The organism is Pseudomonas sp. MCal1 (genome assembly GCF_026341415.1).
Classification (GTDB): domain Bacteria; phylum Pseudomonadota; class Gammaproteobacteria; order Pseudomonadales; family Pseudomonadaceae; genus Aquipseudomonas.
This window is the reverse complement of the sequence record NZ_JAKUMP010000016.1, coordinates 129,076-148,210: the sequence shown is the minus strand read 5'-3', so window position 1 is coordinate 148,210 and position 19,135 is coordinate 129,076. Positions and strand designations below refer to the sequence as shown.

21 protein-coding genes are annotated in these 19,135 nt (G+C 61.8%); 9 read left to right on the top strand and 12 right to left on the bottom strand.

Features of this window, described 5'->3' with window-relative positions:
- Positions 1-35: 35 nt before the first annotated feature.
- The 7 genes from MKZ87_RS24615 to MKZ87_RS24585 all read right to left on the bottom strand — a co-directional run bounded on the left by MKZ87_RS24615 (position 36) and on the right by MKZ87_RS24585 (position 5,364).
- Complete coding sequence (locus tag MKZ87_RS24615; protein ID WP_266202089.1) at positions 36-1,169, bottom strand: AGE family epimerase/isomerase; 1,134 nt, start codon at positions 1,167-1,169, stop codon at positions 36-38.
- A gap of 195 nt (positions 1,170-1,364) precedes the next feature.
- Positions 1,365-1,937 (bottom strand): HupE/UreJ family protein, encoded by a 573-nt coding sequence (locus tag MKZ87_RS24610; RefSeq protein WP_085703420.1) that lies wholly within the window; start codon positions 1,935-1,937, stop codon positions 1,365-1,367.
- 27 nt (positions 1,938-1,964) lie between these two features.
- Entirely contained in the window at positions 1,965-2,579 is a 615-nt protein-coding gene (gene ureG / locus MKZ87_RS24605; protein ID WP_007950645.1) for an urease accessory protein UreG, read from the bottom strand.
- Positions 2,580-2,601: 22 nt separating this feature from the next.
- Entirely contained in the window at positions 2,602-3,276 is a 675-nt protein-coding gene (locus MKZ87_RS24600; protein WP_085703421.1) for an urease accessory protein UreF, read from the bottom strand.
- Positions 3,273-3,773, bottom strand: a complete 501-nt coding sequence (ureE, locus tag MKZ87_RS24595; protein WP_085701283.1) for an urease accessory protein UreE — start codon at positions 3,771-3,773, stop codon at positions 3,273-3,275. The genes MKZ87_RS24600 and ureE overlap by 4 nt, the downstream gene beginning before the upstream one ends.
- A 276-nt stretch (positions 3,774-4,049) precedes the next feature.
- Positions 4,050-4,682 (bottom strand): TetR family transcriptional regulator, encoded by a 633-nt coding sequence (locus MKZ87_RS24590; RefSeq protein WP_007950628.1) that lies wholly within the window; start codon positions 4,680-4,682, stop codon positions 4,050-4,052.
- A 175-nt stretch (positions 4,683-4,857) separates the two neighbouring features.
- The gene (locus MKZ87_RS24585) at positions 4,858-5,364 is read right to left on the bottom strand and encodes a hypothetical protein (RefSeq protein WP_085701281.1); all 507 of its coding nucleotides are present in this window, start codon (positions 5,362-5,364) and stop codon (positions 4,858-4,860) included.
- 382 nt (positions 5,365-5,746) lie between these two features.
- Between MKZ87_RS24585 and MKZ87_RS24580 the strand changes: the two genes are divergently transcribed.
- Positions 5,747-7,822, top strand: coding sequence for an AsmA family protein (locus tag MKZ87_RS24580; protein ID WP_266202088.1), 2,076 nt, complete (start codon positions 5,747-5,749; stop codon positions 7,820-7,822).
- Between the two features lie 136 nt (positions 7,823-7,958).
- Here the strand turns inward: MKZ87_RS24580 and MKZ87_RS24575 are convergent, their stop codons facing one another.
- Both MKZ87_RS24575 and MKZ87_RS24570 read right to left on the bottom strand, forming a co-directional pair.
- Positions 7,959-8,489: a ferritin-like domain-containing protein gene (locus tag MKZ87_RS24575; RefSeq protein ID WP_064379129.1), complete on the bottom strand. Its 531-nt coding sequence runs from the start codon at positions 8,487-8,489 to the stop codon at positions 7,959-7,961.
- Between the two features lie 98 nt (positions 8,490-8,587).
- Positions 8,588-9,490 carry a LysR substrate-binding domain-containing protein gene (locus MKZ87_RS24570; RefSeq protein ID WP_266202087.1) on the bottom strand — a complete coding sequence of 301 codons (903 nt, stop codon included), beginning with the start codon at positions 9,488-9,490 and terminating at the stop codon, positions 8,588-8,590.
- Positions 9,491-9,609: 119 nt separating this feature from the next.
- On the opposite strand from MKZ87_RS24570, the gene MKZ87_RS24565 reads away from it, so the two are divergent.
- The 3 genes from MKZ87_RS24565 to MKZ87_RS24555 all read left to right on the top strand — a co-directional run bounded on the left by MKZ87_RS24565 (position 9,610) and on the right by MKZ87_RS24555 (position 11,536).
- Entirely contained in the window at positions 9,610-10,248 is a 639-nt protein-coding gene (locus tag MKZ87_RS24565) for an FMN-dependent NADH-azoreductase (protein ID WP_085609212.1), read from the top strand.
- Positions 10,249-10,554: a DMT family transporter gene (locus MKZ87_RS24560; protein ID WP_085701278.1), complete on the top strand. Its 306-nt coding sequence runs from the start codon at positions 10,249-10,251 to the stop codon at positions 10,552-10,554.
- 91 nt (positions 10,555-10,645) lie between these two features.
- Entirely contained in the window at positions 10,646-11,536 is an 891-nt protein-coding gene (locus MKZ87_RS24555; RefSeq protein WP_085701277.1) for an esterase/lipase family protein, read from the top strand.
- Between the two features lie 96 nt (positions 11,537-11,632).
- Here the strand turns inward: MKZ87_RS24555 and MKZ87_RS24550 are convergent, their stop codons facing one another.
- Positions 11,633-12,520: a DMT family transporter gene (locus MKZ87_RS24550; RefSeq protein WP_085701276.1), complete on the bottom strand. Its 888-nt coding sequence runs from the start codon at positions 12,518-12,520 to the stop codon at positions 11,633-11,635.
- A 98-nt stretch (positions 12,521-12,618) separates the two neighbouring features.
- Between MKZ87_RS24550 and MKZ87_RS24545 the strand changes: the two genes are divergently transcribed.
- From MKZ87_RS24545 to MKZ87_RS24535, 3 genes are all read left to right on the top strand, one after another.
- On the top strand, positions 12,619-13,413 hold the full coding sequence (locus MKZ87_RS24545; protein WP_266202086.1) for an AraC family transcriptional regulator: 795 nt from the start codon (positions 12,619-12,621) through the stop codon (positions 13,411-13,413).
- 63 nt (positions 13,414-13,476) lie between these two features.
- The gene (locus MKZ87_RS24540; RefSeq protein ID WP_065258819.1) at positions 13,477-13,782 is read left to right on the top strand and encodes a PsiF family protein; all 306 of its coding nucleotides are present in this window, start codon (positions 13,477-13,479) and stop codon (positions 13,780-13,782) included.
- A gap of 214 nt (positions 13,783-13,996) precedes the next feature.
- Complete coding sequence (locus MKZ87_RS24535) at positions 13,997-15,010, top strand: AI-2E family transporter (RefSeq protein ID WP_085701018.1); 1,014 nt, start codon at positions 13,997-13,999, stop codon at positions 15,008-15,010.
- Positions 15,011-15,125: 115 nt separating this feature from the next.
- On the opposite strand, the gene MKZ87_RS24530 is transcribed toward MKZ87_RS24535, so the two are convergent.
- Positions 15,126-16,400 carry an Hsp70 family protein gene (locus MKZ87_RS24530; RefSeq protein WP_085685051.1) on the bottom strand — a complete coding sequence of 425 codons (1,275 nt, stop codon included), beginning with the start codon at positions 16,398-16,400 and terminating at the stop codon, positions 15,126-15,128.
- A gap of 293 nt (positions 16,401-16,693) precedes the next feature.
- On the opposite strand from MKZ87_RS24530, the gene MKZ87_RS24525 reads away from it, so the two are divergent.
- Together MKZ87_RS24525 and MKZ87_RS24520 are read left to right on the top strand one after the other, a co-directional pair.
- Positions 16,694-17,641, top strand: coding sequence for a DnaJ C-terminal domain-containing protein (locus MKZ87_RS24525; protein WP_085685048.1), 948 nt, complete (start codon positions 16,694-16,696; stop codon positions 17,639-17,641).
- A 23-nt stretch (positions 17,642-17,664) separates the two neighbouring features.
- Positions 17,665-17,970, top strand: coding sequence for a chaperone modulator CbpM (locus tag MKZ87_RS24520; RefSeq protein WP_266202085.1), 306 nt, complete (start codon positions 17,665-17,667; stop codon positions 17,968-17,970).
- A 3-nt stretch (positions 17,971-17,973) separates the two neighbouring features.
- On the opposite strand, the gene MKZ87_RS24515 is transcribed toward MKZ87_RS24520, so the two are convergent.
- On the bottom strand, positions 17,974-19,101 hold the full coding sequence (locus MKZ87_RS24515; RefSeq protein ID WP_266202084.1) for a sensor histidine kinase: 1,128 nt from the start codon (positions 19,099-19,101) through the stop codon (positions 17,974-17,976).
- Positions 19,102-19,135 lie beyond the last annotated feature (34 nt).

Below are 19,135 nucleotides of genomic sequence, written 5' to 3'. Positions count from 1 at the left end.
ACGACCTGTCGCCAGCACAGCTGGCGATTTATCCGTCAGCGGAGATATTCCGCCAGACCGGCATAGCAGGTCGCCAAGTGATACGGCGTGGTCGACGGCATGTCCTTGCGGCTGACCTCGCCTCGCTCGTCGCGGCATTCATGCCAGCCACCGGTATGCAGGAAGCGCTGCTGCAACGCCTGCAATTGGCGCAGCACCGCGCTTTCACTGTCCGGGCGTAATGTCAGGGCGCGCAGGTATTCGGCCTGGGCCCAGATACGTTGGGTCGAATCTTTTGGCCGCCCGTCCATATTCAGATCAAGCATGGCCCGCACGGCACCAGACGATTGCACCACGCCGTACTGCTCGGTGAAGGCAAAGGCCCGGTCCAGCGCGGCATGCAGTTTCGAGCCGCGAAGCAGCGGCGAGGACTCCAGCAGGAAATACCACTCGAACTGATGGCCCGGCTCATACCAGTTATCCACAGCTCCCAGCGGTTTTTCCATCAGCACACCGGCTTGCGGATCAACGAAGTGCTTGTGCATGGCTGTGCATAACTCGCTCAGCGCGTGCTTGACCTGCGCGTCTTCGCGCACAGCCAGCGTCGCCAGGAACGCCTCGGCCAGGTGCATGAGCGGGTTTTGCAGCGGGCCGGTTTCCAGTGTGATCCAGTCGCGGTCGAGGCAGGCTTCATAGAGGCCGTCTCCAGTGGCGAAACGCCGGCCGATGACTTCCAGCGCGGCGTTGAGCGTGGATTCCACCAACGGCTCGCGAGACTTGTCCCAATAGTGGGCGCAAGCGAACAGGATGAAGGCGTGGGTGTAGAGATCCTTGCGCTGATCCAGCGGTTTGCCCTGCGGATCAATGCTGTAGAACCAGCCGCCGTGTTCGGCATCGTGGAAGTGTCGTTGCAGGGAGCGGAACAGCGCAGCCGCGCGGACTTCGGCGTTATCCACAACCCCGATCAGGCTGGAAAACAGATACAGCTGCCGTGCGCAGGCCATGGCCCGATAGCGCTGCGGTGGCAGCGGCTGGTGCGCGGCGTCCAACGCCTCGTAGGGCAGCGCCATGTCGGCGTTCCAGCCCGGTCCTTGCCAGAGCGGCACGATCACGTCCAGAAAGTGCTGTTGCACTTCACCGAACAGGGCGGTCAATTCAGGCAGGGAGGTGGAGCGGGAAGCGTGGGGCATGGGCGGACGTCGTCACGGCAGGGGCGATTGCGCGACATGGTAGCAGAGCAACGGCGTGATGAGACGCGGTGTCTGTCAGTCCGCCTTCGTCGGATCGCCGCCCGGACCAAGCTCGCTCCCACATTGGTTTTGCAGCGTTTACAAACCTTGTGGGAGCGAGCTTGCTCGCGAAGAGGCCTGATCAGGCGATAGAAATCATCCGGCCAGCAACCACGCACCGGTCACCGCCGAAGCCGCTCCGGCCAGTCGAACCAGCGGCGCGGCCGCCTGAGGCAGAAAACGCACGACCGCATAACCCGCAGCATGCAGTGCAGCCGTTGCGATCACGAAACCTGCGGCATAGGCCCATGGGCTCGACATGTCCGGCAGCTCCAGGCCATGGGCCACGCCATGGAACAGCGCAAACAGCGCCGTCGCCGCTACCGCCATCACCAGCGGCGGACGCACCGTCAGTGCCACCGCCAGGCCCAACGCCAGCACCGACGCGGCAATCCCGCTTTCCAGCGCCGGCAACTCCAGCCCTTCAAATCCGAGCAGGCCGCCGATCAGCATGGTACCGACGAAGGTGCACGGCAGCGCCCAGCGCGCGGCGCCTTGTTGCTGCGCCGCCCACAGACCGACGGCCACCATCGCCAGCAAATGGTCGAGGCCGCCGATCGGGTGGCTGATGCCGGCCACCAGGCCAGAGTCGCCGTGACCGGGGTGGGCGAAGGCCAGGGCCGGTGTCAGCAGCAGTGCGACGGCGCCGAGAATGCGTTTGAGTGTCATGGATAAGCTTCCTTGTTGATCAGTGAATCAGGCTGCGGTCAGCAGGCCCTGGCGTTCGATGAAGGCGATGATGTCTTCCAGGCCCTGACCGGTTTTCTGGTTGCTGAACACGAACGGCTTGCCGTTGCGCATGCGTTGGGTGTCGCTGTTCATCATCTCCAGCGAGGCGCCGACCAGCGGCGCGAGGTCGATCTTGTTGATCACCAGCAGGTCGGATTTGCAAATGCCGGGCCCGCCCTTGCGCGGCAGCTTGTCGCCGGCCGACACGTCGATCACATAGATGGTCAGGTCGGACAGTTCCGGGCTGAAGGTCGCGGAAAGGTTGTCGCCACCGGACTCCACCAGGATCAGGTCCAGCCCCGGAAAACGCCGGTTCAGTTGATCCACCGCCTCGAGGTTGATCGAGGCGTCTTCGCGGATCGCGGTGTGCGGGCAGCCGCCGGTTTCAACGCCGATGATCCGCTCCGGTGCCAGCGCTTCGTTGCGCACCAGGAAGTCGGCGTCTTCGCGGGTGTAGATGTCGTTGGTGACCACCGCCAGGTTGTAGCGCTCGCGCAGGGCCAGACACAGGGCCAGGGTCAATGCGGTCTTGCCGGAACCGACCGGGCCACCGATGCCGACGCGCAGGGGTTGTGTGTTCATGTGATTCTCCAGATAAAAGGCCCTAGGAACGGAACAGGCGGCTGTACTGGCGCTCATGGGCCATGCACGCCAGGGACAGACCGAACGCGGCGCTGCCGAGGTGTTCGGGATTGATTCGGGTGGCGTCCTGCTGCGCCTGTTGCAGCAGCGGCAGCAGTTCGCTGGTCAGTCGCTGGGCGGCTTGCTGGCCCAGCGGCAGGGTTTTCATCAGCACCGCGAGCTGGTTTTCCAGCCAGCTCCACAGCCACGCAGCGAGGGCGTCTTGCGGGCTGATCTGCCAGGCGCGGGCCGCAAATGCCCAGCACAGGGCCAGGTGCGGTTCGGTGCATTGCTCAAGAAAATCGCGGGCCGGTGCGTCGAGCTCGGGCAAGCCGTGGAGCAACTGCTGCAACGAGTAGCCCATCTGCCGACTCTCCAGATGCAGTTCGCGGGTTTCGCGGCTGGCGCGGTGGCTTTCGCAGAGCCTGCGCAATTCATCCCAGCTTTCGTTTGCCGCAGCCTGGCAATGGGCGAGCAGCATGGGGGCTTCGAACCGGGCGAGATTGAGCAGTAACTGATCGCTGATCCAGCGGCGGGCGCTGTCCGGGCTGTCGACGCGACCGTTATCCACCGCCATCTCCAGGCCCTGGGAATAGCTGTAGCCGCCAATCGGCAATTGCGGACTGGCCAGGCGCAGCAGCGCCCAGGCCGGGTTCACAAACGGACGCCGAACTGATGGAGTTTCGGCGCGTAGTTGAAGTCCTCGTCACCGTGCCGCGAATGATGATGGCCGCCACCGTAGGCGCCATGTTCCGGCTGGAACGGCGCTTCGATCGATTCCACGGCGGCACCGAGCTGTTCGAGCATCGCTTTGAGCACGTAATCGTCGAGCAGCCGCAACCAGCCGTCACCGACTTGCAGCGCAACATGGCGATTGCCCAGGTGATAGGCCGCGCGAGTCAGTTCGAAGGCGTTGGCGCAGGTGACGTGAAGCAATTGTTCGGGGCGGGCGCAGACCCGGACGATCCGGCCATCTTCGGCTTGCAGGCATTCGCCGTCGTACAGTGGTGGCTGGCCGCGCTCCAGAAACAGACCGACGTCTTCGCCTTCGGCACTGAAACAGCGCAGCCGGCTTTTGCTCCGGGCTTCGAAGCTCAGGTGCAACTCGGCGGCCCAGACGGGTTGGGGGTCGATTCTGCGATGAATCACCAGCATCGGAAAGCTTCCAGCAATGGACAATGCTCAGGCTAGAGCAAGGGGCTTGCCAATCGGACGATATGTAGGAAAACCCTGTCGGAGCGTAGCGGATGTTTCAAGATGTTGCAGGATTGTGAGGTGTTTTGGTGCATGAAGTTTTTTACATGCACCAAACAAGAGCCAGTGTGGGAGCGAGCTTGCTCGCGATGGCTTCCGCCCAGTCATATAGAGTTGACTGACACACCGCTATCGCGAGCAAGCTCGCTCCCACAGGGTATTGGGGCTGGAGAGGAATTATTCGGTACTACCAAGGCCTTGCCAGTGCTTCAACCCGATAAAGATGAAGCGCAACTGCTGGGTGATCTTCGCCTGTGGCGTCAGATGCTCGGGCAGGGCTTCGGCCGGCGGGTCGATGATGTCCGGCAGGGTGGCGAACACCGATTTGACGATCAGGTCCGCCATCACGCTCAAGCCTTCGCGATTGAGGTGCTGAAGCTTGGGCATCAAGGCCAGATCCGCCGCCAGGTCGGAGCTGATGTCCTCGCGCAAACGGCCAATGGCCTGACGCACCGGCAACGATCCGCCGTACTGCTCGCGGGCGAGAAACAGGAATTGCGAACGGTTGGCGCTGACCACGTCGAGGAAAATTCGCACCGAGGCATCGATGATCCCGCCCATGACGAATTCGTTGTGGCGCACCAGGCGGATGGTTTCGCGGAAGGTCTGGCCGACTTCGCTGACCAGTACCAGGCCGAGTTCGTCCATGTCGGCGAAATGCCGGTAGAAACCGGTGGGCACGATGCCGGCGGTTTTCGTCACTTCACGCAGGCTCAGGCTGCCGAATCCTCGGCCGCTTTCCATCAAGTGGCGGGCAGCGTCCATCAGGGCGTTGCGGGTCTGTTGTTTCTGTTCGGCGCGGGGCAGCATCGCAAGGGTGTGTTCTTAGGCAAGACAAGCGCCGCACTCTAGCAAATCGGCTTTGTCGGCGTCGAACGGCAGCGGGGGAGAGGGAACAGGGAAATTTCGGCTTCTTTAATACCGGCTGATGAAAAGTCAAAAGCCCAATCCGGGGATTGGGCTTTTTTTCCAGGCCGCCATGGGCTTAGCTCAAAGCGCTGTTGCGTTCGATCACGCGGTCACCACCACCTTCGGCCAGGGTTTGACCTTGTGGGGTTTTGTCGTAGCCGTCAGCAGCGAGGGTCTGACCTTGTGGGGTACGGTCGCCACCGTCAGAAGCCAGAGTCTGGCCTTGTGGGGTACGGTCGCTACCGTCAGATGCCAGGATTTGGCCTTGTGGAGTGCGATCCGAGCCGTCTTGAACCAGACCTTTCTCTTCCAGGCGATCACGGCCGCCTTCAGCTACGAATTGACCTTGAGGGGTTTTGTCATAGCCATCTTGAACCAGGCCTTTTTCTTCCAGGCGGTTACGACCGTTTTCAGCCAGGGTCTGGCCTTGTGGAGTGCGGTCCGAACCATCAGCGGCAACAGTCTGGCTGAACACCGAGTGGCTGGTTTTGACTTGCGGAGTCGCTTGATCGGCAGCTGGCAGAGCGAAAGCGGTGCTGGCCAGCATCGAGAGGGTAAGACTGAACAGAAGTTGGCGTTTCATGATGGGTTGCTCCTTGGGAGGGCGATAAAGTGGGTACGAGGGCAATGCTACTCTCGATAAGTCGATATAAAAGTTCATAAACACAATGGTAATAATCAACAGAATTGATTGTTCGCTTGGGAGGCTCTAGCTCGGGCGTTTCAGGCGGGCGGTTTTGCACTGCGGTGGGTATTTTCCACCCACTTGCGCCCCGCAAATGTGCGGGACCGGTAACGCCCATTCGACCGATCGGTCAGAATGGCGACCGTTTTTTGCCCTCGATAGGGCTTTGGATTAAACCTGCGGGCTGTTTGTCAGTCACAGATTTCATGAGGGCCATCATGGCCCGTCGTTTCAGCTGCGTCGTGCCAATGGATGCAGTCGTCTTCAGGAGCTTTGTGCAATGACGCGCGCGCGTAAAATCTTCGCCTGGACCTTCACCACCCTCGTGCTGCTTCTGGCGGTGCTGGTGCTGATCATCGTGTTCTTCGACTGGAACCGGATCAAACCGCCGCTCAACGCCAAAGTTTCGGAAGAACTGCATCGACCGTTTGCCATCAACGGCAATCTGTCGGTGGTCTGGCGGCGCGAACTCGACGAGGGCGGCTGGCGCGCCTGGGTGCCGTGGCCGCATGTGGTGGCCGAAGACCTGACTCTGGGCAATCCCGACTGGTCGAAGCAGCCGCAGATGGTCACCCTGAAAAGGGTTGAATTGCGCATTTCGCCGCTGGCCTTGCTGGCACAACGGGTGACGATCCCGCGCATCGACTTGACCGAACCGAACGCGCAATTGCAGCGCCTTGCCGATGGTCGCGCCAACTGGACCTTCAACTTCGATCCCAAGGATCCTAATGCCGAACCCTCGAACTGGGTGGTCGACATCGGTGCCATCGGTTTCGACAAGGGCCACGTCACCCTGGATGACCAGACCCTCAAGACCAACCTCGATCTGTTGATCGACCCGCTGGGCAAGCCGATTCCGTTCAGCGACATCGTCGGCGACAAAGCGGCGAAAACCGCACAGGACAAGGGCGGCGCGCCGCAGGATTACGCCTTCAGCCTGAAAGTCACCGGCCAGTACCACGGCCAGAAACTCGCCGGCCAGGGCAAGATCGGCGGCCTGCTGGCCCTGCAGGATGCGAGCAAACCGTTCCCGTTGCAGGCCCAGGCGAAAATCGGCGATACCAGCATCGAACTCGCCGGTACCTTGACCGATCCGCTCAATCTCGGCGCCCTCGATCTGCGCCTGAAACTGGCAGGCGCCAGCCTCGGCAACCTGTATCCGCTGACCGGCGTAACACTGCCGGACACCCCGCCGTACGCCACCGACGGTCATTTGATCGCCAAACTGCACGAGCCGGGCGGTGCGCAATTTCGCTATGAACAGTTCAACGGCAAGATCGGCAGCAGCGACATCCATGGTGATCTGGCCTACGTCGCCAGCCAGCCGCGGCCCAAACTGAGTGGTGCGCTGCTGTCCAATCAACTGCTGTTTGCCGACCTCGCGCCGCTGATCGGGGCCGACTCCAATGCCAAGCAGAAGGCCCGTGGCGGCGAAAGCAAACAGCCGGCGGACAAGGTGCTGCCGGTGGAAGAGTTCAAGACCGAACGCTGGCGCGACATGGACGCCGACGTCGAATTCACCGGCAAGCGCATTGTCCACAGCGAAGAACTGCCGTTCACCGACCTCTATACCCACCTCAAACTCAACGACGGCGAACTGAGCCTGGAACCGCTGCGGTTCGGCGTGGCCGGCGGCAATCTCGACGCGCAGATTCGCCTCAACGGTCGCACCGAGCCGTTGGAGGGCCGGGCCAAACTGACCGCGCGCAAGTTCAAGCTCAAGCAGCTGTTCCCGACCTTTGAACCGATGAAGACCAGTTTCGGCGAGCTCAACGGCGATGCCGATATCACCGGTCGCGGCAACTCGGTGGCCAAATTGCTGGGCGGCGCCAACGGCAACCTGAAGATGCTGATCAACGACGGCGCGATCAGTCGCGAGTTGATGGAGCTGGCAGGTCTCAACGTCGGCAACTACGTGGTCGGCAAGATCTTTGGCGACAAGGAAGTGAAGATCAACTGCGCGGCAGCGGACTTCGATATCAAGACCGGCCTGGCGAGCACGCGGCTGTTTGTGTTCGATACCGAGAACGCGATCATCTACATCGACGGCACGGCGAACATGGCGACCGAGCAACTGGATCTGACCGTGACGCCGGAATCCAAGGGCTGGCGCCTGATTTCCCTGCGTTCGCCGCTCTATGTACGCGGCAAGTTCATCAAGCCGGATGCCGGGGTCAAAGCCGTGCCGCTGATGTTGCGCGGAGCAGGGATGGTGGCGCTGGGTGTGATCGCTGCGCCGGCGGCGGGGCTGCTGGCGCTGGTGGCGCCGAGCGGTGGCGAGCCTAACCAGTGCGCGCCGTTGCTGGAGCAGATGAAGGCGGGCAAGGCGCCAGCAACTGTCAAACCCACCAAGTAATTGCTGCAACTCAGATCGTTCCCACGCTCTGGAATGCATCCCGGGACGCTCCGCGTCCCAACAGCGGACGCAGAGCGTCCATGGCGGCATTCCCACGCAGAGCGTGGGAACGATCGGTCGGTGGGGTTAGCGGGGATTAGAGGTCTTTCAGAATATCCGCCATGTCATCCGCATGCTCTTCTTCCTGAGCCAGGATGTCTTCGAAGATCCGGCGCGTGGTCGGATCCTTTTCACCGATGTACTGGATGATCTCGCGATAGCTGTCGATGGCGATCCGCTCGGCCACCAAGTCTTCGTAAACCATTTCCTTCAAGGTGTTGCCGGCCACGTATTGCGCGTGGGACATCTTCGACAGCAGGTCAGGGTTGAACTCAGGCTCACCGCCCAGTTGCACGATGCGCTCGGCGAGACGGTCGGCATGTTCGGCTTCCTGAGTGGCGTGCTCAAGGAATTCGTCGGCGGCGACGTTGGCTTTCAGGCCGTTGGCCATGAAGTAGTGGCGCTTGTAGCGCAGGACGCAGACCAGTTCAGTGGCCAGCGATTCGTTGAGCAGGCGCAGCACTTCTTCACGGTTGGCGCTGTAGCTTTCGGTCACCGCGCCATTTTCCACATGCTGGCGTGCGCGCTCGCGCAGGGTTTGAACATCAGACAAATGCAGGTCACTCATTTCAGTCTCCTGGAGGCTAATCCAATTGGCGTCACGTTCTGCTGACGTGATCGTTACCTGGTTGTGAGTGATAAACACCGCAAAAAGTTTTGTCGGATTCAGCGCGGGACATGCCCGGAAAGCTGTGCTTCTTCGCGCAGCCAGGCAAAAAACGCTTTCACCGGTGGATGCCGCTCACGGCCCGGTACACAGAGGGCACTGTAACCGGCACCGTCGACCTGCACTTCACCCTTGTACGGCATCAGCAAACCATTGGCGACGCTCTCCGACACCAGAATGTTGCTCGCCAGCACCAGCCCTTGCCCGGCGATGGCCGCTTGCAGGGCGTAATGCTCTTCGTCGTATTCGCGGACGGCCGGGTGCTGATTCAACCAGTTCTCGCCTGATTGTGCGCACCAGGCTTCCCAACCGTGGGCGTAGAGCTTCGAGTTGTGCCAGCGCACGCTGATCAGCGCCGGGGTGCGACGGGCGGCCAGTGCCACCTGTTCCGGCGAGCCGTACACGCCGAACGATTCATCGAAGAGGCACAACCCGTAGAGGTTCGGGTAGTCGTCGAGGCTGTAGCGCAGCACCAGATCGACGCTGGCGTCCTGATGCAGGTCGATGACTTCGCAGTGGGTGTCCAGTCGCACATTGATGTTCGGGTGCTTGGCATAAAACCGCCCCAGTCGCGGCACCAGCCACAGCGCAGCGAACGCGGCGGTGGTCGACAGCGTCAGGTTGCTGCCGCTGCGTTGCGGACGCAGCGTGTCGACGCTTTGCGCCACCTCCAGAAACGCGCCGTGCAGGCTGCGAAACAGCCGCTCGCCACCCTCGGTCAGGCGCACCTGGCGCGGCAGGCGTTCGAACAGCGCCACGCCGAGCCAGTCCTCCAGCGAGCGGATCTGATGGGAAATCGCCGTCGGCGTCACCGCCAGTTCTTCGGCGGCCGCCTTGAAACTCAACAGGCGTGAGGCGGATTCGAACGCGCGCAGGGCGGTCAGGGGCAAGGCAGCGAACATGAAAACTCCACGGATGAAATCAATTCATCCAGACTGATTTTTGCTCATTTGAGCCGATGACATGAGCGCTGCAATCTGGCGCCACACAGTCACTCAAGTCTAGCCCCGAGGAGATTCAGATGAGCAAGATTCTTGCGATCCATGCCAGCCCACGCGGTGAGCGTTCCCATTCGCGGCGCCTGGCGGAAAGTTTTCTCAGCGCCTGGCAAGTCCGTCATCCACAGGCTCAGGTCACCCGCCGTGAAGTCGGGCGGGCGCTGATTCCGGCCGTGAATGAAGCGTTTGTCGCGGCGGCGTTTTATCCGGAGCCCGAAGCACGGCCGCTGACGATGCAGGCCGATCTGGCGCTCAGCGATCAACTGGTGGGCGAGTTGTTCGATCATGATCTGCTGTTGATTTCCACGCCGATGTACAACTTCAACGTGCCCAGCGGCCTCAAGGCCTGGGTCGATCAGATCGTGCGTCTGGGCCTGACGTTCGACCATACGCTGGACAACGGCATCGCCCAGTACACGCCGCTGTTGCACGGCAAGAAGGCGCTGATCGTTACCAGTCGCGGTGGTTTCGGATTCGGCCCTGGCGGGGAACTGGAGGCGCTGAATCACGCCGATCCATGGTTGCGCACGGCGCTGGGTTTCATCGGCATCAACGACGTCACGGTGGTCGCCGCCGAGGGCGAGGAATCCGCCGAGCGCACCTTCGCGGTGTCGGTGGCCGAGGCCGAGCAGCGCTTGCTCGACCTCGCCCGGGAGTTCTAGGTGGCCTGGCTGTTTCTGCTGATCGCGGCGGGGTTCGAGGTCACGTTCGCCATGGGCATGAAGTACGCCGAAGGTTTCACCCGGCTGTGGCCGTCGCTGATCACCGTGGTTGCGGCGGTGGGCGGGGTGTACTTCCTGACCCTGGCGATGCGCGAGTTGCCGGTGAGCATCGCTTATCCGGTCTGGACCGCCATCGGTTCGCTCGGCACGGTGTTTCTCGGTTTTGCCCTGCTGGGTGAGAGCCTGACGCTGGTGAAGTTGCTGTCGGTGGGGCTGATTGTGGCGGGGGTGGTGGGGCTGAAGTAGGCTGGTCGTGGAGTTGTCATCATCGAGGAGGATGCTTGGCGGGCGTTTTGCACGCCCTGCATCCACTTACCGACCACAAGGATGTTTGCCCATGTCGCAAGATTCGGCCACACGTTATCCCCTGGTGCTGGTGCCGGGAATGCTCGGTTTTATCCGTCTGGTGCTGTATCCGTACTGGTACGGGATCATCAAGGCGTTGCGCCGGGGTGGTGCGACGGTGATTGCGGTGCAGGTGTCGCCGCTCAATTCCACCGAAGTGCGCGGCGAGCAGTTGCTGACGCGCATCGATGAAATTCTCCGTGAGACCGGCGCGGCCAAGGTCAATCTGTTCGGCCATAGCCAGGGCTCGCTGACGGCGCGTTATGCGGCGGCCAAACGTCCGGATCTGGTGGCTTCAGTCACGTCGGTGGCCGGGCCCAATCACGGTTCGGAACTGGCCGACTATCTGGCGAAGCATTACCCGGCGGACAGCGCCAAGGGCCGAGTCCTTGAGGCGCTGTTGCGTTTTGTCGGCTGGCTGATGGCGCTGCTGGAAACCGGCTACCACGGGCCGAAACTGCCGGTGGATATCCACGCCTCGCACCATTCCCTGACCACCGAAGGCGTGGCGCTGTTCAACCAGCGTTATCCACAGGGCCTGCCGCAAACCTGGGGTGGGCACGGGGCGGAAGAGGTCAACGGTGTGCGTTATTACTCGTGGTCCGGCACGTTGCAGCCGGGCAAGACCGATCGCGGCGGCAATCTGTTTGACGGCACCAATCGCAGTTGCCGGTTGTTCGCCAAAACCTTCGTGCGCGAACCGGGGCAGTGCGACGGCATGGTCGGACGCTACAGCTCGCACCTGGGCACCGTCATCGGCGATGACTACCCGATGGATCACTTCGATATCGTCAACCAGTCACTGGGTCTGGTCGGCAAAGGCGCGGACCCGGTGCGGCTGTTCGTCGAGCATGCCGCGCGGTTGAAAGCCGCCGGGGTTTAACCGTTAAACCGAGTTATCGTTCTTCGCGAGCAAGCTCGCTCCCACATTTGGAATGCGCTCCCCTGTGGGAGCGAGCTTGCTCGCGAAGAGGCCGGATCAGGCGACGCTGAGTTTGCGGCCGAGGACAGTGGTCCAGCGCTCGGAAAGAACCACACCCCCCAGCGTCAGCAAGCCACCGACCAGGTGATACATCGCCAGCTGTTCCTTCAGCACCACCGCTGCAATCAGTGCGGTGATCAGCGGCAGCAGGTTGAAGAACAGCGTGGTCCGGCTCGGCCCCAGGCGCTGCACGGCCTGCATCCACGCCAGCGGCGCGAGCATCGAGGCCAGCAGGCACGCGTAGAGCACCAGTGGAATGTTCTGCAGGGTCAGGCCGGTCTTCGGTGAAACGGCATACAGCGGAAACAGCACCACCACCGCCACCAGCACCTGCAAATACAGCAACACCAGTGGCGGCAGGCGCAGTTGCCATTTTTTCAGCAGGGTGCTGTAGATCGCGTAGGCGAGGGTGGCGATCAGCATCATCGCGTCACCCAGGTTAACGCCGTGTTGTAGCAGTGCGCCGAGGCTGCCGGACGACACCACCACCAGCACACCCGCGAATGACAGCACCGCACCGACCAATGCGCCGGCAGTCAGGCGCTGGCCGAGGCTGATGATCGCCATGGCCAGCGACATCAACGGCATCAGTGACAGGATGATGCCCATGTTGGTGGCGCTGGTCAGGGTCGCGGCGAAGTAGGCCAGGCTCTGGTAGACCGCCATGCCGAGCACGCCGAGGATGAAGATCCTGCCCAGATTCGGGCGGATCTGCGGCCAGTGCGCGATCACCTTTTTCAGCATGAACGGCGTGAACAGCAGGCCGGCGAGCAACCAGCGGTAGAAGCCGATCTCGGCGGGGAAAATTGCACCGACCGCGAGCTTGTTGATCACGGTGTTGCCGGCCCAGATGAAAATCGCCAGCAGGGGAAACGCGTATTGCATGGGAAGAGAAACCAGTACGTTGATGAACGCTGATTATCCTCTGTCTGGATACAGGCCTATACTGCGAACCGGACAACCCGCCCCTGATTCCGGACAGCATGAACAGTAAGCACATCGACCTGCTGGATTTCAGCGAACTGCCGTCGGCGGTGTATTTCCGCTATGCCGACTTCAACGCTCATGAATACGCCGCACCGCACCGCCATCCGTGGGGCACGCTGGAGTACGCGGCCCACGGTGTGCTGCACATGGATGTCGACGGCAACCGCTTCATGTCGCCGCCACAATACGCAGTGTGGGTGCCGCCGCAGGTCGAGCACAGTTTCTACAGCCATCAGCCGGTCAACTATCGGGCGGTGTGTCTGGCGCCGGAGGTGTGTTCCGACTTGCCGGCGCAGGCCTGCACCCTGGCAATCAGCGACATCCTCAAGGCGATTCTCAAGGACTTCGCCGCCCGTGATGTGAAGATCCCCGCGTTCGAGGCCGACCAGAGACTGGCTCAGGTACTGGTGGATCAGCTGCGTCAGGCGCCGGTTCACCAATGCTATTTGCCTTACGCCAGCAGCCCCGGCTTGCTGACCATCCTCGAAACCCTGCAGGCCGAGCCCGGCAACAACCAGCCGCTGGCGCACTGGGCGGCGCAGGTGCATGTCAGCGAACGCACCCTGGCCCGGCAATTTGTGCGGGAGTTGGGAATGAGTTTCGGCGAATGGCGCCAGCGGCTGCGTTATCTGGCGGCAATCGAGGCGCTGGAGTCGGCGCGCAGCGTGCAGGAAATCGCCTTCGATCTCGGTTACAGCAGCGGCTCGGCCTTCATCGCCATGTTCGCCCGGCAGGCCGGATGTACCCCGGAGCAATACCGGCGCAGTCACCTGGAGAGCAGGAAGGTGTAACAAGCTTTGACTACACTCAGCCGGAGGCCGTATCCATCGATGCGGCGACAAGGAGAAAACTCCATGAAGATGCTGCGTGTCCCTTTGTTGATGATCGGTCTGCTGCTGTGCTCCCAGGGTTTCGCCGCCACGGCGCAACAGAACAAAATGACCACCTGCAACGCCGACGCCACGGCCAAGAGCCTCAAGGGCGACGAGCGCAAAGCCTTCATGAGCACTTGCCTCAAGGCCGCCCCGGCCGCCAATGACGCCAAGACCCTGACCCCGCAGCAGGAAAAGATGAAGACCTGCAATGCCGACGCCAAGACCAAGGCCCTGACCGGCGACGCGCGCAAGGCGTTCATGAGTGATTGCCTGAAGAAAAAATAAACGCCGGAGCATTGTGGTGAGTGTGCTGGCCCTTTCGCGAGCAAGCTCGCTCCCACACCGGATTCGTGAGCAATGCAGTACAACTGTGGGAGCGAGCTTGCTCGCGAAGAGGCTGCTCGGGGCAGCGGCAATCTCAAACCCTGCATATCCCTAGTGCTCGCCTCGGATCGCTGGCAGACTGCCAATCCTTTTACGCCGTTCGTTTTGAGGCTGTATGCCAACGTTTTCTGAGCGTCATGTAGTGTTCTGGGTCAGTTGCATCATCATTTTCGGCGGCCTGTTGCTGGTGTTGCCGTTGCGATTGTTGCCCAGTCTGTTGGCAGGATTGCTGGTGTACGAGCTGGTCAACATGCTCACCCCGCAACTGCAACGGCTGATCGAAGGCCGGCGTGCGCGCTGGCTGGCGGTGGCGCTGCTGGGCACGCTGGTGGTGAGTGTGCTGACGCTGATCTTTGCCGGCGCCATCAGTTTCCTGCTGCATGAAGCGGAAAACCCTGGCGCTTCTCTCGACAAATTCATGGGTGTGGTTGACCGTGCGCGCGGGCAGTTGCCGCCGTTCATCGATGCCTATCTGCCGGCCAGCGCTGCCGAGTTCCGGGTGGCCATCGGTGAGTGGGCGAGCAAGCATTTGTCCGAACTGCAATTGGTGGGCAAGGACGCGGCGCACATGTTCGTGACGCTGCTGATCGGCATGGTGCTCGGCGCGATCATCGCCTTGCAGCGCGTACCGGACGTCACCAAGCGCAAACCGCTGGCGGCCGCACTGTTCGACCGTCTGCACCTGCTGGTTCAGGCGTTTCGCAACATCGTGTTCGCACAGATCAAGATTTCCCTGCTCAACACTTTCTTCACCGGGATCTTCCTGGCGGTGATCCTGCCGCTGTTCGGGATCAAGCTGCCGCTGACCAAGACCCTGATCGTGCTGACGTTCCTGCTGGGTCTGCTGCCGGTGATCGGCAACCTGATGTCGAACACGCTGATCACCATCGTCGGCCTGTCGCTGTCGATCTGGGTGGCGATTGCGGCGCTGGGCTACCTGATCTTTATCCACAAGCTGGAATACTTTCTCAACGCGCGCATCGTCGGCGGGCAGATCAGTGCCAAGTCCTGGGAGTTGCTGCTGGCGATGCTGGTGTTCGAGGCCGCGTTCGGCCTGCCGGGAGTGGTGGCAGGGCCGATCTATTACGCGTATCTGAAGAGTGAGTTGAAGCTGGGCGGGATGGTTTGATCCAGGCCTTGTAGCGTCTGAACCGGTCATTTCGCGAGCAAGCTCGCTCCCACAGGTTCAATTTGATCCTGTGGGAGCGAGCTTGCTCGCGATTGGCAGCGCCGCAGAAACTGGATCAGTTTACTGAGCCGTAACGTTTCATGGCTTCAATTGCCAGGCCGCTACCAATGCTGCCAAAGATATTCCCTTCGACATGCCGCGCGTTCGGCAGCATTGCCGAGACGCTATTGCGCAGCGCCGGGATACCGCTGGAACCGCCGGTGAAGAACACCGTATCGACCTGACCGACCGCCACGTTGGCGTCTGCCAGCAACTGGGTGACGCTGCCGCGCACGCGCTCGAGCTGCGATTCGATGGCCGACTCGAACAGTGCCCGGGTCAATTCAACGCTCAGACCCGGCTCGATGCGATCCAGCGCCACATGGCGGCTGTCGTTGTGGGTCAGCTGGATCTTGGTTTCTTCCACTTCCATCGCCAGCCAGTGCCCGGCGCGCTGTTCGATCAGCTTGAACAGACGGTCGATGCCGCCGGTGTCTTCGATGTCGTAGCGCATGCTGCCCAGGGCCAGGGTCGATTTCTGTGAGTACACCGAGTTGATGGTGTGCCAGGTCGCCAGGTTCATGTGATGACTGGTCGGCATGAACGCGCCGCTTTTCATGCGGCTGCCATAGCCGAACAGCGGCATCAGGCCTTGCAGGCTCAGTTGCTTGTCGAAGTCGGTTCCGCCGATGTGCACGCCGCCGGTGGCGAGGATGTCGTCGTGACGGTTATCCACACCGCGACGCTCGGGCGACAGGCGCACCAGCGAGAAGTCCGAAGTACCACCGCCGATGTCGACGATCAGTACCAGCTCTTCCTTTTCGATGGTCGACTCATAGTCGAACGCGGCGGCAATCGGCTCGTACTGGAAGGAAACGTCCTTGAAACCGAGCTTGCGCGCCACTTCCACCAGGGTGTCTTCGGCTTCCTGGTCGGCCAGCGGATCGTCGTCGACGAAGAACACCGGGCGGCCCAGAACAACCTGCTCGAACTCACGACCGGCGGCAGTTTCGGCGCGGCTCTTGAGCTGGCCGATGAACAGCCCGAGCAAGTCCTTGAACGGCATCGCCGTGCCGAGGACGCTGGTGTCGTGCTTGATCAGCTTGGAACCGAGCAGGCTCTTGAGCGAGCGCATCAGCCGGCCTTCGTAGCCTTCCAGGTATTCGTGCAGCGCCAGACGGCCGTAAACCGGGCGACGTTCTTCGATGTTGAAGAAGACCACCGACGGTAGGGTGATCTTGTCGTCTTCCAGCGCGATCATCGTTTCCACGCCGGGGCGCAGCCAGCCGACGGTGGAGTTGGACGTGCCGAAGTCGATGCCGCAGGCACGGGCTGGAGAGGCGTCTTTCATGGTCTTTCGGTTCCGGTCAAAAAAACGGCCGCGCAGTGTATGCCAGTGCGCGACAGATTCGAAGGCCGGTCATCTGCTATTTAGCGACTAAGCTTGCTTGAAAGTCGGCGCTTTGCCCCAAACTTGCTGGCATGGGCCGGCAGGCACACCGGCGGTCGCAAGAACCGCTGTCCACTGCCGATAAACTTCTGCTGCGCCACCCGGTCACAAACTTGAGATCGGTCAACCCGGCACGCGCAAATCGGCGCATGCTGGCAACGGCGCGAAATCGTTAACGGATGGTGATTCCTTCGATGGACTTCAAAGACTATTACAAGATACTCGGCGTGGAGCCGACGGCGGACGACAAGGCAATCAAGGCTGCCTATCGCAAGCTGGCGCGCAAATACCACCCCGATGTCAGCAAGGAAAAGGACGCCGAGGCCAAGTTCAAGGATGCCTCGGAAGCCTATGAAGCGCTGAAAAGCGCCGACAAGCGCGCCGAATACGACGACCTGCGCCGCTACGGCCAGCACGGGCAGCCGTTCCAGGGCCCGCCGGGCTGGCAGAGCCGTGGCGGTTTCGGCGGCGGTGGCGACACCGGCGACTTCTCGGACTTCTTCAGTTCGATCTTCGGCAATCGCGGCCCCGGTTTCGGTGGCGGCGCTGGCCGGCAATCCCGCAGCGCCGGACGGCGAGGGCAAGACGTGGAACTGGAACTGCCGATCTTTCTGGAAGAGACGCTTTCGAACGAATCGAAAAAGATCAGCTTCCAGGTGCCGCAATACAACGGCTCGGGCCAGCACGTCAGCAACACCAGCAAGAGCCTGAACGTGAAAATTCCGGCGGGCGTGACCGACGGCGAGCGCATCCGCCTCAAGGGCCAGGGCGCACCGGGCATCGGTGGCGGCGCCAATGGCGATCTGTACCTGACCATCCGTTTCGCGCCACACCCGAAATTCGATGTCGAAGGCGAAAACCTGATCATCACCTTGCCGCTCGCACCGTGGGAACTGGCGCTGGGCGCCGAAGTGGCCGTGCCGACCCTGACCGGCAAGATCAACCTCAAGGTCCCGGCCGGCAGCCAGAACGGCCAGCGCATGCGCGCCAAGGGCCACGGTCTGCAGAACAAGGCCGGCGAACGCGGTTATCTGTTCGTCCAGCTCAAGGCCGTGATGCCCAAAGCCAACGGCGATGACGTCAAGGCGCTGTGGCAGGAACTGGCGAAGAAAGCCGCCTTCAACCCGCGCGAGAACTTCTGATACTGACGACGGAGTAGCCCATCATGAGCAGCCCCCTGATCGTTCAACTGGACATGGCAGAATTCTGTGAGGCGGCCGAGTTGTCGGACGTCTACGTGATCGAAATCGTCGAACACGGCATCCTCGAACCTCAGGGCACGCAGCCCAGGGAATGGCGCTTCACCGACTACGAACTGGCCCTGGCCAAACGCGCCGCCAAACTGCGGCGCGACCTTGACCTGGAATGGGAAGGCGTCGCCCTGGCGCTCGACCTGCTGGAAGAGGTCAAGGAGCTGCGGGCCGAGAACCGCATGCTCCGTCAGCGGCTGGGGCGGCTGGTGGTCGAGTAGCGCTCAGGCCTGTCTGGGCAGCATCACGCTGAACAGCGTTCCTTCGGCTTCGCTTGAGCTGACTTCGATGGTTCCGCCGTGGGCGGTCACCACTTCCTTGACGATAAACAGGCCCAGCCCGAGGCTGGTCGAGGCCTGACCGAGCTCTTCATTGGAGCTACGCACCAAGGGGTCGAAAATCGTGCCGATGGCTTCTTCGGAAATCGGCTCGCCATGGTTGTGCACCGTCAGGCTCACGACATCGCCTTCACCTTTCAGCGTCACGATCAGATCCCGCGGGTGAGTCCCGTACTGCAAGGCGTTGCCGATCAGGTTTTGCAGCAGTTGTGCCAGTCGACCGGAGTCCCAGACACCCCGCGTATCGCCTTCGATGATCAGCGTCGGATCGCTTTGCGGGTTGCCGGCACAGGCTTCGGCAATCGCTGCCCGCGCCGCATCGGCCAAGTCCATCGGCGCGGGCTCTATCGGCAGGCTCTTGCCCAGGCGACTGCGCACCAGTTCCAGCAGATCGCTGACCATCGCCGCCATGTGCCGCGCACCTTGCTTGATGCTCAACGCACAGCTCAGCGCATCGCCCTCCAGAGCTGTTTTGCGCATCAGCAACTCAGTAGACATGCTGACCGCTTGCAGCGGTGCGCGCAGGTCGTGACCGAGGATCGCGAGGAAAATGTCGCGCGAGCGGTTGACCTGCTCGGCGTAGGCGGCGGTCGACTCGGCGAGGGCTTCATCGATGGCTTCGTTGAAACGGATCATGTCCTGGAAGTACGCCATGTCCGGGGTTTCCAGACTGTTGGCCCAGAGGCGGATCACGCAGGCGCGCAGATGGCGGAATTCCGATGTCATCTGCACCAGGTCGAAGCCCACGGCATGGCGCAACTCACCGTGGCTGGCACCGGCCTCATCCAGGCTCGGGGTTTTCTCCGGGCCTTCGCCCTTGGCCTTGGCGATTTGTTCGCGGGCGGTTTGTGTGGTGTCCATGTCCCGCGCGGCGGCCAGCAGGATGGCCTTGGCATGGTCGCGCAGTGCCGCCTGATCCATGGTGTCGGCCGCCGGGCTGATGGTCCTGGCGAACTGTTCCCACTCCTCGACGATGTGATCCGCGTGTTGCCTGATGAATTCGGATAAACGCATGACCGGGTTCCTGGAAATTCAAGGCGGGGCGTTC